The following is a 13,679-nucleotide window of genomic DNA, read 5'->3' as shown; positions in this document are numbered from 1 at the left end:
ATAGAGAAAGGCAACCGACAATAGTGTCAGTTGCCGAACATACCAGGCTCCGTAAGGCTTCCCATCCAAATGTACTACATGGACGTTCATTTGACAATGGGTGTTCACTGCCGTTTTCAGAATATTATTGCCTGGAACTATTTTGCGATCGGACAATGCTTGGCCGGTTGTTCTTACTCGGAACCGCGATTCGGATCAGGATGTCTTTGAATCCTTTGTAGTTGAACGGGATGAATGGCCACAAATACGGCGTGTTCAAAGAGCGCGTACCTGCCAGTCCAATCAATACAACCATGAACCCGATCATGAGCCCTGGAGTCGAGAAGAAGCCTACCATCAGGATCAAAAAGATCCGCACCAAGCGGTTGGCCAGACTCAACTCATAGCTGGGGGTTGCAAACATCCCGATGGCGGCTACCGCTAGATAGAGGATGACTTCTGGGGCAAACAATCCAACCTTGATCGCTACATCCCCCACTAGAATAGCCGCCAAGAGTCCCATAGCCACTGACAAGGGAGCTGGAGTGTGAATGGCCGCCATCCTCATCAAATCAAGCCCGATCTCAGCCATCATAAATTGCGCCAATAACGGTATGCTTCCTTTGTCTTTAATCCCTATAAAATGGAGCTGATCTGGAATCATGGACGGATGCATAACCAACAGCAGCCAGACCGGTAGAATGAAAAGAGATGCAAAGATACCAAAAAAGCGAACCCATCGCAGGTAAGCTCCCACAACTGGCGTTTGCCGATATTCTTCCGCATGCTGAACATGATGAAAGTAGGTCGCGGGAGTGATCATCACACTGGGTGAATTATCGACGTAAATGAGGACGTGTCCCTCCAATAAATGAACGGCTGCCACATCCGGCCTCTCCGTATACCGGACCATGGGGAACGGATTGAACGTCTTTCCGATAATAAATTCCTCGACCGTCTTCTCGGCCATCGGGATCCCGTCGATTTGAATGTTTTGCAATCGTTCCTTTAGGGTGTCTACGAGCTTTGGATTCGCAACATCCTGCAAATACGCCACAGCTACATCCGTCTTGGTTCGCTCGCCAATTTGCATAATTTCAAAGCGAAGTCTCTCATCGCGTATTCTCCGCCGAGTGAGTACGGTATTCATCACCAAAGCTTCCGTAAAACCGTCATGCGCCCCCCTTACGATTCTCTCTGTATCCGGTTCCTGTGGGGAGCGAACCGGGAGCACTTTCGCATCCATGATAATTGCTTCGGAAGAATGGTCCATGATCAACCCAATTTGTCCAACTAACAGCTTGTCCATGAACTCGTCCGTTTTTGATACTTTTTGGAGCTGGAAAAAAGGAATGTATTTGTAAAACAGGTGGTCAAAAATATTGTTTTGGACGTCTCTCCCCCTCAAATCATTTAAATCTCGCATGATTTGTGTGATCAAATGGCTGTCTGCGAACCCATTTATGTAATACAGGACGACTTGGGTGCCTCCGATAAAAAATTCGTGTGCACCGATATCAAAGCTGGTGCCAATGCCAAGCCGATCATTCAAATAGGCTTTGTTCTCATCGATCCTCTCTGAGATGGGACGACGCTTCTCCGTTACTTGGGTCATGAACTTTGCTCCTTTCCAAAATCCATTGCACGGCTATTCTGGTGATCGGGCATCCTTTACTCAGGCTGTCCTTGCCTTCCATCTTTCCGATGTCTCCGATGCCAATTACATTTTGGATCTGAAGAGAGTTCAAAATATCTACGGTATCCCCATAGATTCGATGCTTCAATTCCTGATCCGCATAGCCATCCTTATCTACAGCTTCTTCCACGATCTGTCCGTGATTGTCGACGGAATAGGCGACTGTCGCCCCCTGTACAGAGCGCGTATTGGAAGCCACAGCGATCGCACCGATCACCTCAATATCCGGATGCTTGGCCACATACTCGATGGCCTGCTCTCCTCGCCCCTGCCCAAAGTCTCCATTGTCATCAAACATGACGATGACGGGGTCGTGTGGAGTCATTTTAATCAGCTCGACCATTTGCTTACCACGAAGCGGCGTCGGGTTGCCGGAAGAAAGAGAAATGCATCGGCCTCCCAGCTCTCTGGCTACCGTTTCAACTACCTTTTGCGCGACGTGGTCCCCGTCTGTCACCAGAATTACCTTTCGTGGCTCTTGATCCATCCTCTTTCACCGCCTCTACGTGCGAAACTCGGTTATCCTTTTGGCTTGAACACGAGTGAAGCTAAAAAGCCGAAAGCAATCGCTGCCGAGATCCCTGCACTGGTCACTTCAAAGATTCCCGTCGCGACCCCAATTAGACCGTGCCGTTCAGCCTCGCCAATCGCCCCGTGGTAGAGAGAATGCCCAAAGCTCGTGATCGGGACCGTTGCACCCGCCCCGGCGAAGTCAATAAACTTGTCGTAGACCCCAATGAAATCAAGGACGACCCCCGTCACGACCAACGTACTCATCACGTGTGCAGGAGTCAGCTTGGCAACGTCCATAAGCAGCTGACCGACTACGCAAACGAGACCTCCAATGACAAACGCAATCACGTATTCCATCATATGCCTCCTTCGAGTGCTACCGCATGAGCGATACACGGAATGGAATGTCCCTGCTGATAGCTGACCGGACTCAATAACGCACCGGTTGCGCAAATCAAAACTTTCTTTAGCAACCCTTTTTGCAGCTGATCCATAATGTAGCTGTACGTAACCACAGCACTGCTCGCGCAACCACTCGCGCCAGCGAAGACGTCCTGGTCAGGAGAGTACACCATCAAACCGCAGTCGTTGTAGACAGGCTCCATGTTGTATCCGTCTTTGAGCATCAGCTCCTTCACGATCGGATACCCCACGGAAGCAAGATCTCCCGTTACGATGAGATCGTAGGTCTGAGGAGATCGACCCGTGTCCTGAAAATGTGTCTGCAAGGTAGACACAGCAGCCGGAGCCATAGCCGAACCCATGTCAAATGGATCTTTAATCCCCATATCGATGACCTTTCCCAACGTGGCATAGGTGATGCGCGGTCCATTGCCGCCTATGCCGACGAGACCTGCTCCCGAGCCCGTCACCGTCCACTGTGCCGTGGGCGGCTTTTGACCACCGTATTCCGTTGGATAGCGGTATTGCCTCTCTGCTGTCGCATTGTGGCTGCTGCAGGCTGCGATAGCCTTGCTTGCGTAGCCAGCGTTGACCAGTGCGGCCGCATTCGATAAAGTCAGCATCGAAGTCGAGCAGGCACCATACATTCCGAGCAAAGGTATCGCCAGCTTTTCCGCCGTGAAGTTGGTCGTGATATTTTGATTGAGCAAATCCCCTGCGAGAATGACATCTACGTCCTTTTCCGTGATCTTGGCTTTCTGCAGGACCATCGTCACGGCATCCTCCATCAACTGCTTTTCCGCGTCCTCCCACGTCTGCTGACCGGCGTACATATCGTCGTGTATTTTGTCAAACAAGGCAGCCAGCGGTCCCTCCCCTTCTTTGGGACCTACTGCCACTGCTGATGCCTGCAAGCGAACATCCTGTGCGAAATGCCATGTTTGCCGATTGATACGGGACACTTGCTTCTTGCTATCCACCGCGTTCCCTCCCTCAGAAGATCATTTTGAACAAGGTTTTGATAATACCGGCGATGAATGCGGCTACCACTCCGAAAACAATGACGGACCCGGCGAGCTTGAACATGTTGCCACCGACACCGAGCACCAAGCCTTCACTACGGTGCTCAATGGCTGCCGCTGCGATCGAGTTGGCAAAGCCGGTTACAGGAACGGCAGAGCCTGCGCCTGCGTATTGACCGATGTTGTCATAAACCCCAAACCCGGTAAGCAAAACCGAGATAAAAATGAGCGTCGCCACGGTCGGATTGCTTGCCGTTTTTTCCGTAAAGCCGAAAAAGTGAATGTACATATTTTGCAGGATTTGCCCAAACAGACATATGGCTCCCCCTACCCAAAAAGCACGGATGGAATTTAACAGCACGTTTCGCTTCGGCTGGTATTTGGAAGCCTGCTGCTGATATAGCTGTTTGGTCATTTGCATGGACCCGATAGGTTTTGACTTTGCTTTGGTCGCCACATTTTTCACTCCTTTGTTCACTATGATTCATTGCCCAGTATGTCAACTGTACCTATATCCTTCCTTTTTCAAAAGATGCCTATGAATAGAGGTATTTACCAGTTCACAAGTGAAGAAACCATTGCAAAAGCGAGCCTGTCACTTTGCCAAATACGACTGCCATCAGCAAATAGAGCAGCTTGCCATCCATATGTAAACGCTTGGCGAGGATCGGAAATACGTTCAGTACTTCGGTTAAGCCAGCTGCCAAAGTACCGACAAAGATACCAGCAAATATCCCGTAAATCGACGATACGAACAAGGGAAGTCTCGCACCCCAATGAAAAAAATCAATGAGCGTGAAAAAGAGAGCTCCCATGACTAAGGACCACTCGAATGCGCGAATATAGCGGTGAGCATTTGTGAGCTGCGTCAAGCGCGGTATGATATCCAGCACAGTAATAAACGCTACCAAACCGCTTCCGACAGCAAGACCGCCACCCAGCCCGATGAGCACCTGCAGCACCGTGATCCAGATACTCATGTCTTGGTCCGCTGATTTTCCTTGTTCTCGTGCTGGAGGTAGTATTGATCGAGACTTTGTTGATACATGAACAGCTCGACTTCAAGCGGGCTGGGCTCTTCGTTAATTTTCTTCTTGAAAATGTGATTAAAAAACAGGATCATCCCCATGCCGATACCGATCGAATACGGAATCTGCAGCCAGAGTGGCTGTTTGCTCTCCAAGCCTGTAATAAGCGTATAGATTCGCTGATGGACCTGAAGCATGCTCACGTCAGTATGAAAATTCATGATCGCCAAACCGGATCCGACAAACAGAAGAATCCATACCAAGACCACGAGCACCGGGTTGGCATTCTTTCTTGGGTTAAGTACCTCCACAATAAGCTGAGGTGCTCCCTGGATATCCAGCTCCACCTCCGGATAGGCAGAACGGAGCCGCTGGATGACTTGCATAATGTCAATAATGATCAGGTTGCCATCCTCTGGCTTCACCCGGTAGATCGGCATGCGCTTGATTGCCTCTTCCCTTTCTCCATTCCAGTAAATCTGACAGACATCACCCATCGTGATCAGCGCCTCGGGTTTGACCGCCAAGCGCTTGCGCAGCCGTAAAAACATCGGCTCTTTCAAAATAACCCCCTCCTTCTTGCTCCCTCTCCTGTATACGGTAGTATGTGCCCCTCCTCAAATGCCATTCCTTATCGAAAGGTAGTATCAATTAGGCCAATCGTAAGACACATACTCCTTCCCTTTTGTTCACAGGCTCATATAATGTATCATCGAGGCTGACAGTCGAGAGGATGAGTGAATTGCTGCTAGTCGAGAAGTTAGTTACCTTGATTAAAACGCGATATTCTGTTCTTTCAACAGAATCTATCAGCGTAAATGAATCCGGTTGGTCTAACCTTGTAATCATCGTAGGAGGGCGTATGGTTTTCCGTTTTCCTCGCACAGACAGCGCAAAAAGAACCTTGCAAATAGAGCAACGCATTTTACCTGCTTTGCGCCCAACATTGCCTATACCGATTCCTCATTTTGTATACGAATCAAGTCCTACAGACGAAATTCCTTACGTCGCTTACCCTCTTATCCAAGGTGATCCTCTCATGCCTGTAACATTGCGATCTATACTTAAATTTCAGCAGGAGCGGCTTGCCTGCCAACTTGGAGAGTTTTTGACCGCCCTTCATTCCTTTCCATTAGAAAAAGCATTTCCAACGACGTTAGATAGTTCCGGTACGATTAAAACATGGCAAAGAATTCACGAAAAAATTACGAGGACAGCCTTTCCCTATATGGACCCCCACCTCGTTGCCTGGACGGATCACGTATTTACCGACTTTTTAACTGACTCCAATTATTTTCTCTTTTCACCGTGTTTATTGCACAATGATTTTAAACCCGATCATATTTTGTACAATTCCAGGCAAAAAGCTATCTCTGGAGTAATCGATTTTGGCTCCATGTGGGCGGGAGACCCGGCCTATGATTTTGTCGGACTGCACTCAGCATATGGAAAGGAATTTGCGGCAGAGGTCATAAGGCACTACGGTGCACCCATTGATCACGCATTCTTCAAACGTATTAACGAGTTTTACTTAAAAGTGATGAGTTTTTGGAAGCTCCTTTATGGAATCGAAGCAAACGATCCAAGAATGATCCAGAGCGCCTTAGAAAAGCTCAGGTTTATAGCTAAGAAAGATAGGGCCTAAATTACGATAGCCCATCTAGTACAGTCGTCTCCAGTCCGCAAGTCAGTGCATATGGTATTGAGAAAAATGCACTCCATCATCTGAGGTGAAAACATGCGTGTTTTGTTTTTGGAAAGCCACCCGATGTGGATCCACGGATTACCAAACGGATTTCGTGATGCTGGACACCAAGTCAAGATCTCAGGTCCATTAACCGAAGAAAACATTCCGAAGATGATTGCTGAATTCCGGCCTCATTTGATCCTCATGATGGGTTGGGGACCGGAGCACACTTTTCAACGACAAAATTGGATCCAAAAATACGTTCATGCCACCGACATTCCACTTGTTTACTGGGCTACGGAAGACCCCACCTTTGCTGTGAGCTTTACTTTGCCATTGATTCGGATGGTCATGCCTCATTTTGTATTTACGATTTCTAAGGACTGGGTGAAGCATTACAACAGCTTAGGAATTAAGGCAGCCCACATGGATTTCGGGCATCATAGCAGTGTCCATTATCCCGTCGAGAGTCAGCCTCGCTATCGAAGTACTATTTCTGTAGTTGCAAATGCCTATCCCCATGTATTCGAAAAATATCCCGATCATTATCGACTTACTTCTCTCCATACACTGATTCGTCCACTGCTTCAGGAGCAGATACGAATCAATTTTTATGGTCGTGATTGGGATAAAATGAAGCCGTATCTGGGAGTTGATATCCCTCGAGAGTGGCAGTATGGGTATTTGCCTTATATAGAAGCGAATAAAGTCTACAGCTCTTCTGATATCATCATCGGCTTGCAGAATTATCAGAGCCAGGTTACTCAAAGAACCTACGAAATACTAGGGTCAGGTGGATTTCTCCTCACTCAAAACACGCCTGAAATTCGGCGTTTGTTCACTCCAGGTATTGACCTCGTGGCTTCTTCTTCACCTGAAGAAACATTACGATTCATACATCACTACTTGGATCACCCAGAAGAGTGTAAACCTATTCGTGAGCAAGGTAGAATTGCTGTAAGTAATGCCACCTATCGTCATCGAGCTGAGTATATGATTACCGTCTTGCTGGAGGATGGAATCTTGCAAAGGGAAGAGCGGATTGAGCTCTCCGGTAAAGAGAGAAATGCGAATATCGATGATAAAAAAGAGAAAATGGCAAAGCACCACGTAATAAAGGGAGATACGCTTTGGAAGATCGCCCAAAAATATGGAGTCACTGTCGAGCAAATTAAAAGCTGGAATAAACTTGCATCAGATATGATTTATGTCGATGATTGCCTATTCGTCAGTGAGAAAGCAGCAGAAGACCATGAACGCGGAAATGGTCGAAAGGTTCAAACTCATCTCGTAAAACGAGGAGACACTCTTTGGAATCTTTCCAAGAAGTACGGAATTTCAGTCGAACACATAAAAAGCTGGAATCATCTTACTTCTGATACCATCTATGAAAACCAGCTTCTCAAAATTGAGGATGATGGATCGGGGAGAACGTAATGGAACGTGGTGACCCAATCTTACGAAGGCCAAAAGAAGTGGCTCTTACCTTTGATGATGGTCCTGATCATATATGGACACCGCGCATTCTCGATGTTTTGGATAATTATCGAGTTCACGCAACATTCATGTGTGTTGGCAAAGCAGTGCAGAGAAATCCTCAGATTCTGAGGCGTATTAAGGATGAAGGGCATATCATCGGTAATCACACCTGGGATCATCCGTATTTGACACAATTGCCCGTGTCCGAAGTGCAGACTCAAGTTTTGCGTACGACTGAAGAAATCATTCGTGTGGCTGGTGTGAAAACTCGGTTATTTCGGCCACCATACGGCGATTTGAATGATGAAGTCGTCAGGAAAATTGCTTCGCTTGATCATGAAGTCCTCCTCTGGGATATCGATAGTTGGGACTGGAAAGGACTTACTGGTCCCCAGGTTGCGAAAAATATACTTGGTCATGTACGGGATGGATCCATCGTACTTCAGCATTGCTCCGGCCCCGCCGAGACGGTGCAAGGAACGTTAGAAGCACTCCCTTATATTATCGAAGTACTAAGGGAAAGAGGTTTTACTTTTTCCACCATTCCCCAATTACTCCACCTTCAAGCCTATGGTTAATATCTTCTAAAATAAGAAACGGCCGTTCCCGTAAGCGTACTGGGATCTGGCCGTTTCTTATGTTCATCATTTTTACGTGCTACTTCGCTGCCTAGTGTTCAATTTGGTCCTTGATTGTAAGTAGGATGCGCTTCTCCAAACGCGATACCTGAACTTGCGATATTCCAAGCCTCTCTGCCACTTCTGACTGCGTCTGATCTTTGTAATAGCGCAGATAGACAATGAGCTGCTCGCGCTCACTCAAGCGGCTGATCGCATCCTTTAGGGCAATTTTCTCAAACCACTTGTTTACGCCTTCATCCGCAATCTGATCGATCAAGGTGATCGGATCTCCGTCGTTTTCAAAGACAGTTTCGTGAATGGAAGACGGGGCTCTGCTCGCTTCCTGAGCAAAGACCACTTCCTCCGGCGTAATTCCCACAGCGTCCGCTACCTCGGCGATCGTGGGGGCACGGCCAAACTCTTTGTACAGCTCATCTTTTGCTCGTCTTACCTTGTTCGCTGTTTCCTTCAACGATCGACTCACCTTGACAGTTCCGTCATCGCGTAAAAACCGTTGGATCTCCCCAATGATCATGGGAACAGCATACGTCGAGAAACGCACGTCATAGGAAAGATCAAACTTGTCGACGGCTTTGAGCAAACCGATACAACCGATCTGAAACAGGTCATCTGCTTCATAGCCACGGTTTATAAAACGTTGGACGACGGACCAGACCAGCCGGATGTTACTGTTTACAAGAAGCTCACGTGCGTCAGCATCACCGTCTTGGCTCTTGGCGATTAACTCTTTCACTTGGTCATTGGTCAGAAATGGTTGACTCGCATTTTTGATATCAGCACCCATTTGGCACTACCCCTAATTTTGCAAGGCTTTGGCAAACGACAGGCGTTTGGTTAGGCGAACTGTCGTCCCTTTACCGACGGAAGTCGCCACTTCCAAAGAATCCATGAAATTCTCCATAATGGTGAAACCCATTCCAGAACGCTCCAGCTCCGGTTTGGTTGTATACAATGGCTGCATGGCTTGCTCCACGTCTTCGATCCCTTTTCCCTTGTCTTCCACGACGATGTCGATGGTTCCCTCGTCAATTTGCACGGAGATATGTACCACACCCTCTGGATTTTCGTCGTACCCGTGGATAATCGCATTGGTCACCGCCTCAGAAATCACCGTCTTGATTTCCTCCAGCTCGTCCATCGTAATGTCCAGCTGAGAAATGAACGAGGCGACCGCTACACGGGCAAACGCTTCATTTTGACTTAACGCTGCGAACGACACGGACATAAAATTTCGTTGTGCCATCATTTACGCCACCCCCAGGACGAGCAGAGCATCTGCTTCGTTTTCACGAAACTTAATCACTTTGAATAAGCCAGACATCTCAAAAATCCGGTAAATCGTAGGATTGATGGAGGTCACGTACATGTCCCCCGAGCGTGCGGATATTTGCTTGTATCTGCCTAAAATGACTCCGATGCCTGAACTGTCCATGAACGTTAATTCAGCCAAGCTCAATACAATATGGCGAATATGGGGGGTGCGCAAAATTTCATCCACCTTACCGCGCAGCTCTTCTGCCGTATGATGGTCCAGCTCTCCCTGCAAACGGATTACCAGCACATCCTGCTTGGTCTCCATCGCGATGCGCAAACTCATAGCTGACTCACTCCTTCATCCCGTAATGAAAGTCTCTTTCTTCTTCGTCTTAACCAATTCCTGCCAGTCGACAAAAGAACAAAAAAATCGAGCAGCCACAGTATTCCATTCGAGGCAACTCGATTCTTTTCGCGTTCATGGTGTCTGCCTAGTAGCTGATAAATACATTCTTGGTGGTCCGCTTAAGAATCTCCCACATACCTGCTTTTGCCACTGCTTGCTCGGGATACAGATCGATCCGGTTCACTTCTTTCCCATCCTTCGCTCGGATAAAGATATGACCAATGACCTGATCCTGCTTCACCGGTGCATTGACGCGTTGATCCAGAACGATTTCCTTCGTGTATTGGTCAGCCGATTCTCCTTTTTTCATCAGCATACTGACGGAATGTGGAGTAATCGCATTAATTTGTGGCTGCTGGCCTTTGTCCACCGTGATTGGCTGGACAGCTTCCCCTTTTTTGTACATCGGCATGACCTGGAAATGGGTAAACGCGTAATTAAACATCGTAGCCACTTCGTTATTGCGCGTTTTTACATCCGGTTCCCCCATGACGACAGCGATGACTCGCATATTATTGCGCTTAGCCGTTGCGGTCAAGCAATACTTGGCTTCCCCTGTGTAGCCTGTTTTCAAGCCGTCTACGCCTTCGTAAAAACGCACCAATCGGTTTGTATTTACTAGCCAGAACGGATTTGCACTATCCTTGCGCAGGTAGTCCTGATAGGTACCTGTAAACCGTGTAATTCCTTCGTGCTTCAATAGCTCTCTTGACATGATGGCAATGTCTTGTGCAGAGGAATAATGGTTTTCAGCAGGCAGCCCATTCGAGTTCACAAAATGGGTGTTTTTCATGCCTAGCTGCTTCGCACGTTCATTCATACGGTTGACAAAGCCTTCCTCTGTCCCTCCCAGATGTTCCGCCATCGCGACAGAGGCATCGTTCCCGGAGGCAATCGCAATGCCTTTAATCATATCCTCCACCGTCATTTCTTCACCCGGCTGGAGAAAAATTTGCGATCCGCCCATGGAAGCAGCCCGTTCGCTTGCTCTCACTTTATCCGTAAGTTTTAATTCTCCTCGTTCCACTGCCTCCATAATGAGGAGCATCGTCATCACTTTGGTGATACTGGCAGGCGGCATTTTTTCATTCGCATTCTTGTCGTACAGAACCGTGCCCGTATCCGCTTCGATCATGACAGCTGATCGCGCGTGCGGTGCAAAATTCATCTCTCCAGTCTGCGGTCCAGACTTCTCAGCAGCCCTTACAGCCATCGGAGAAAAGAAGGTGAAACACATGATGAAGCATAGAGCGAGATATCCATTCCGTTTCATAGCAGTCTCTTCCCTCCATTCATGGTTTTATTCTCACCAATGGCATAGGAAAATATTCACTTGAAAACGTGGATTTGCCAAGCTCTACTTCCAGCGAAATTTGGCTGGCAGCAAACAAAAAATCCCCCTGCCAAAAGCAGAAGGGATTCTTGTATTAGATAACGAAGCGGCGCACATTCTCGGTAAGCTCGTCCGCCATTTTTTTCAGCTGTTCTACATTCTCATTGATGCGAGCAATCGAATTCAGCTGTTCGTCTACCGTTTCGACTACACCGGTAATGGAGTCGCTGATCTCATCCGACATCACCGCAAGTCGCTGCATCGAGTTGGTCACAACCTGGTTGCCTGCTGCCATTTCCTCGGATGTGGCCGTCATCGATTCACTTTGCTCCGCGGCCGATTGAATATCCGCTACGATATTTTGGAAAGCGGTGCCAACTGACTCAACTGATTTCAAGCCGCCGCTGACCATCGTCACGATTTCGTCCATATGCTGCGTCATATCCATGGCTTCATCGTTGATGGAGTGGGCGATGGAAGCGATCCGTTCGGAGAAAGAGCTGCTCTCCTCAGCCAGCTTGCGAACTTCACTCGCAACAACCGAGAAGCCTCTACCGGCATCTCCTGCACGGGCTGCTTCAATCGCAGCGTTTAGCGCCAACAGGTTCGTCTGCGATGCGATGCCACTGATCATTTCTACGATGCTCGTAATCTGACGAGCTCTCTCACGAAGGCTGTGCATTTGTACTGCCGTACGCTCGACCTCTGTGGTGGCCTGACGTACGGTACTGATAACATCCTCTACCAGCTGCAAGCCGCCCTGTGCGCGCTCAAAGGTACGTGTCGTCGCAACGGAAGTGGACTCTGCCGAAACAGCCACCTGTTCCACGCCCTGCGATATCTCAGAAACAGTATGGGCAGTCGCTTGTACTTCATTCGTTTGTGTAGAAACGCGGTCGGCAATGGACGAGATGTTATTCGTAATAACCTGAATAGCTCCCTTGTTTTCCTCTGCAAACAAGGTCAGCTCGTCCGTTGCGATGTTCAGCTGATTGGCTTGACCTTGCACCAAGGCAATCAGGTTACGCAGCTCTGCAGCCATTTCGTTCATTTTGCGCCCTACCATGGCCAGCTCGTCGTTGCCTTTTACGTCAACATGGACGTCGAACTGTCCTGCGCCGATCCGGTCCATATCCTTGGCAATTGCGTACAGAGACGAACGGATGCGCTTGGCAAACCACCAGATCAGCCATACAGATATCCCGATGACAGGAATGCTGATGAGTGCAAAGTACCAACCCATGCTGTTAACCTCACCATACACCTCATCGACCCCCGTCGAAAGAACGACATGCCAGTGCAAAATGGGAATCGGTGCAAATGCGGCAAAGCTAGCCACTCCATGGTCTTTGTACTGCAGGCTGTTGCTTGCGTCATTTTTCAGCATTTCCAGCATATCGCTATACTCGCTTTTTCCAGCCAGTGTAAGCTTGTTGTTTTGCTCCGCATCTTTATGCGCGACAACCAAACCATCCGGTCGAACCACAAAGGCATAGCCATTTTGCATGAACGGAATCTCTTGTGTTTTCTCCACGATTTGGTCAATTGTGAATCCCACAACAAATACGCGCGACGCATCTTTGTTTTGCTCGCCAACAGGTGTCGAAATATAAAGAAAACTCTTGTTAATTCCTTCGACAATTTCTTCATCCGAAACAACTGTCGCCTTTGAGCTGATTACATCATTAAAGTATTTCTTTTCTTTGAAATTGATCTCGTTTTTCCCGGTAAGGGAGTAAATGGATTTCCCGGTCGCACTGTCGATCAGGTAGATCTTGGAGATCTCTTTGTGGCTTTGCCGCAGCAAACTGAACTGTTCCATAATAAGCGGTTCTAGCTCTGTCGTCATCACTCGCTTGGAAGCGGCGGTCTCTGTAGAATCAACAATTCCTTGTAGCCAGTCATTCATGCTGGTAGCATGCTGCTCGGCTAACATTTTAGCTTGATTGGAAGTAATGTTAATTAAAGTTGACTTTGAAAAGGAAAGCGCTATGTATTGCAAGGAACCGATAATGATAAGTACGAGTATAAGACCGAATACAATCATCTTTGTCGCGAGGGAGCCCTGGAGCTGTCCTGTTGATTTTTCTGTTAGGGATTGGATTTTCTGAAACAGCTTCGAGGAGTTTCCGATTCCAGAACCCGATCCCTTCGTCTTCCTACGAGGAAGTGAGAATTTTTTCATTAATACTTACCCCCTTTTACTAAATACTCTACATTTTACCAGATCAAATGCAGA

The 13,679-nt window shown here is 48.0% G+C and carries 15 protein-coding genes; 3 read left to right on the top strand and 12 right to left on the bottom strand.

Features of this window, described 5'->3' with window-relative positions:
- Nucleotides 1-124: 124 nt before the first annotated feature.
- The 7 genes from ACLIN2_RS12910 to ACLIN2_RS12880 all read right to left on the bottom strand — a co-directional run bounded on the left by ACLIN2_RS12910 (nucleotide 125) and on the right by ACLIN2_RS12880 (nucleotide 5,203).
- Nucleotides 125-1,594 carry a spore germination protein gene (locus ACLIN2_RS12910; protein ID WP_092268195.1) on the bottom strand — a complete coding sequence of 490 codons (1,470 nt, stop codon included), beginning with the start codon at nucleotides 1,592-1,594 and terminating at the stop codon, nucleotides 125-127.
- Nucleotides 1,545-2,162: a stage V sporulation protein AE gene (locus tag ACLIN2_RS12905; protein ID WP_327930128.1), complete on the bottom strand. Its 618-nt coding sequence runs from the start codon at nucleotides 2,160-2,162 to the stop codon at nucleotides 1,545-1,547. The genes ACLIN2_RS12910 and ACLIN2_RS12905 overlap by 50 nt, the downstream gene beginning before the upstream one ends.
- 32 nt (nucleotides 2,163-2,194) lie before the next feature.
- The gene (spoVAE, locus tag ACLIN2_RS12900) at nucleotides 2,195-2,545 is read right to left on the bottom strand and encodes a stage V sporulation protein AE (RefSeq protein ID WP_122923112.1); all 351 of its coding nucleotides are present in this window, start codon (nucleotides 2,543-2,545) and stop codon (nucleotides 2,195-2,197) included.
- Nucleotides 2,545-3,570: a stage V sporulation protein AD gene (gene spoVAD, locus ACLIN2_RS12895; protein WP_411504216.1), complete on the bottom strand. Its 1,026-nt coding sequence runs from the start codon at nucleotides 3,568-3,570 to the stop codon at nucleotides 2,545-2,547. Before spoVAD ends, spoVAE begins: the two co-directional genes overlap by 1 nt.
- A 13-nt stretch (nucleotides 3,571-3,583) precedes the next feature.
- Nucleotides 3,584-4,069: a stage V sporulation protein AC gene (spoVAC, locus tag ACLIN2_RS12890; RefSeq protein ID WP_411504215.1), complete on the bottom strand. Its 486-nt coding sequence runs from the start codon at nucleotides 4,067-4,069 to the stop codon at nucleotides 3,584-3,586.
- 103 nt (nucleotides 4,070-4,172) lie between these two features.
- The gene (locus ACLIN2_RS12885) at nucleotides 4,173-4,592 is read right to left on the bottom strand and encodes a stage V sporulation protein AB (RefSeq protein WP_092268190.1); all 420 of its coding nucleotides are present in this window, start codon (nucleotides 4,590-4,592) and stop codon (nucleotides 4,173-4,175) included.
- Complete coding sequence (locus ACLIN2_RS12880) at nucleotides 4,589-5,203, bottom strand: stage V sporulation protein AA (protein ID WP_092268189.1); 615 nt, start codon at nucleotides 5,201-5,203, stop codon at nucleotides 4,589-4,591. The genes ACLIN2_RS12885 and ACLIN2_RS12880 overlap by 4 nt, the downstream gene beginning before the upstream one ends.
- A 170-nt stretch (nucleotides 5,204-5,373) precedes the next feature.
- Here ACLIN2_RS12880 and ACLIN2_RS12875 point away from each other — a divergent pair, with 170 nt between their 5' ends.
- From ACLIN2_RS12875 to ACLIN2_RS12865, 3 genes are all read left to right on the top strand, one after another.
- A complete protein-coding gene (locus ACLIN2_RS12875; RefSeq protein WP_411504214.1) occupies nucleotides 5,374-6,285 on the top strand; it encodes a phosphotransferase family protein in 912 nt (303 codons plus the stop codon).
- Between the two features lie 93 nt (nucleotides 6,286-6,378).
- Nucleotides 6,379-7,764: a CgeB family protein gene (locus ACLIN2_RS12870; RefSeq protein ID WP_411504213.1), complete on the top strand. Its 1,386-nt coding sequence runs from the start codon at nucleotides 6,379-6,381 to the stop codon at nucleotides 7,762-7,764.
- Nucleotides 7,764-8,384: a polysaccharide deacetylase family protein gene (locus tag ACLIN2_RS12865; protein ID WP_400582057.1), complete on the top strand. Its 621-nt coding sequence runs from the start codon at nucleotides 7,764-7,766 to the stop codon at nucleotides 8,382-8,384. The genes ACLIN2_RS12870 and ACLIN2_RS12865 overlap by 1 nt, the downstream gene beginning before the upstream one ends.
- Nucleotides 8,385-8,475: 91 nt before the next feature.
- On the opposite strand, the gene sigF is transcribed toward ACLIN2_RS12865, so the two are convergent.
- The 5 genes from sigF to ACLIN2_RS12840 form a co-directional block, all read right to left on the bottom strand.
- Nucleotides 8,476-9,231 carry an RNA polymerase sporulation sigma factor SigF gene (gene sigF / locus ACLIN2_RS12860; RefSeq protein WP_092268185.1) on the bottom strand — a complete coding sequence of 252 codons (756 nt, stop codon included), beginning with the start codon at nucleotides 9,229-9,231 and terminating at the stop codon, nucleotides 8,476-8,478.
- A gap of 12 nt (nucleotides 9,232-9,243) precedes the next feature.
- Nucleotides 9,244-9,693: an anti-sigma F factor gene (gene spoIIAB / locus ACLIN2_RS12855; RefSeq protein WP_092268184.1), complete on the bottom strand. Its 450-nt coding sequence runs from the start codon at nucleotides 9,691-9,693 to the stop codon at nucleotides 9,244-9,246.
- The gene (gene spoIIAA / locus ACLIN2_RS12850) at nucleotides 9,694-10,044 is read right to left on the bottom strand and encodes an anti-sigma F factor antagonist (RefSeq protein ID WP_122960884.1); all 351 of its coding nucleotides are present in this window, start codon (nucleotides 10,042-10,044) and stop codon (nucleotides 9,694-9,696) included. It lies immediately after the preceding gene.
- Between the two features lie 148 nt (nucleotides 10,045-10,192).
- Nucleotides 10,193-11,380 (bottom strand): D-alanyl-D-alanine carboxypeptidase family protein, encoded by a 1,188-nt coding sequence (locus ACLIN2_RS12845; protein WP_092268182.1) that lies wholly within the window; start codon nucleotides 11,378-11,380, stop codon nucleotides 10,193-10,195.
- A 154-nt stretch (nucleotides 11,381-11,534) separates the two neighbouring features.
- Nucleotides 11,535-13,625, bottom strand: a complete 2,091-nt coding sequence (locus ACLIN2_RS12840) for a methyl-accepting chemotaxis protein (protein WP_400582059.1) — start codon at nucleotides 13,623-13,625, stop codon at nucleotides 11,535-11,537.
- Between the last annotated feature and the right edge of the window lie 54 nt (nucleotides 13,626-13,679).

The sequence above is a fragment of the Brevibacillus centrosporus genome, assembly GCF_046622605.1.
GTDB lineage: Bacteria > Bacillota > Bacilli > Brevibacillales > Brevibacillaceae > Brevibacillus > Brevibacillus centrosporus.
Note: the sequence above shows the minus strand (reverse complement) of the source record. Positions and strands in the feature narration are given on the sequence as shown.

Bases quoted from the DNA above. Each gene is read 5' to 3' on its own strand.
- spoIIAB (WP_092268184.1), bottom strand. From the start codon at position 9,693: ATGATGGCACAACGAAATTTTATGTCCGTGTCGTTCGCAGCGTTAAGT.
- spoIIAA (WP_122960884.1), bottom strand. From the start codon at position 10,044: ATGAGTTTGCGCATCGCGATGGAGACCAAGCAGGATGTGCTGGTAATC.
- sigF (WP_092268185.1), bottom strand. From the start codon at position 9,231: ATGGGTGCTGATATCAAAAATGCGAGTCAACCATTTCTGACCAATGAC.
- spoVAE (WP_122923112.1), bottom strand. From the start codon at position 2,545: ATGGAATACGTGATTGCGTTTGTCATTGGAGGTCTCGTTTGCGTAGTC.
- ACLIN2_RS12865 (WP_400582057.1), top strand. From the start codon at position 7,764: ATGGAACGTGGTGACCCAATCTTACGAAGGCCAAAAGAAGTGGCTCTT.
- ACLIN2_RS12905 (WP_327930128.1), bottom strand. From the start codon at position 2,162: ATGGATCAAGAGCCACGAAAGGTAATTCTGGTGACAGACGGGGACCAC.
- ACLIN2_RS12910 (WP_092268195.1), bottom strand. From the start codon at position 1,594: ATGACCCAAGTAACGGAGAAGCGTCGTCCCATCTCAGAGAGGATCGAT.
- ACLIN2_RS12840 (WP_400582059.1), bottom strand. From the start codon at position 13,625: ATGAAAAAATTCTCACTTCCTCGTAGGAAGACGAAGGGATCGGGTTCT.
- ACLIN2_RS12885 (WP_092268190.1), bottom strand. From the start codon at position 4,592: ATGAGTATCTGGATCACGGTGCTGCAGGTGCTCATCGGGCTGGGTGGC.
- ACLIN2_RS12845 (WP_092268182.1), bottom strand. From the start codon at position 11,380: ATGAAACGGAATGGATATCTCGCTCTATGCTTCATCATGTGTTTCACC.
- ACLIN2_RS12875 (WP_411504214.1), top strand. From the start codon at position 5,374: ATGAGTGAATTGCTGCTAGTCGAGAAGTTAGTTACCTTGATTAAAACG.
- ACLIN2_RS12870 (WP_411504213.1), top strand. From the start codon at position 6,379: ATGCGTGTTTTGTTTTTGGAAAGCCACCCGATGTGGATCCACGGATTA.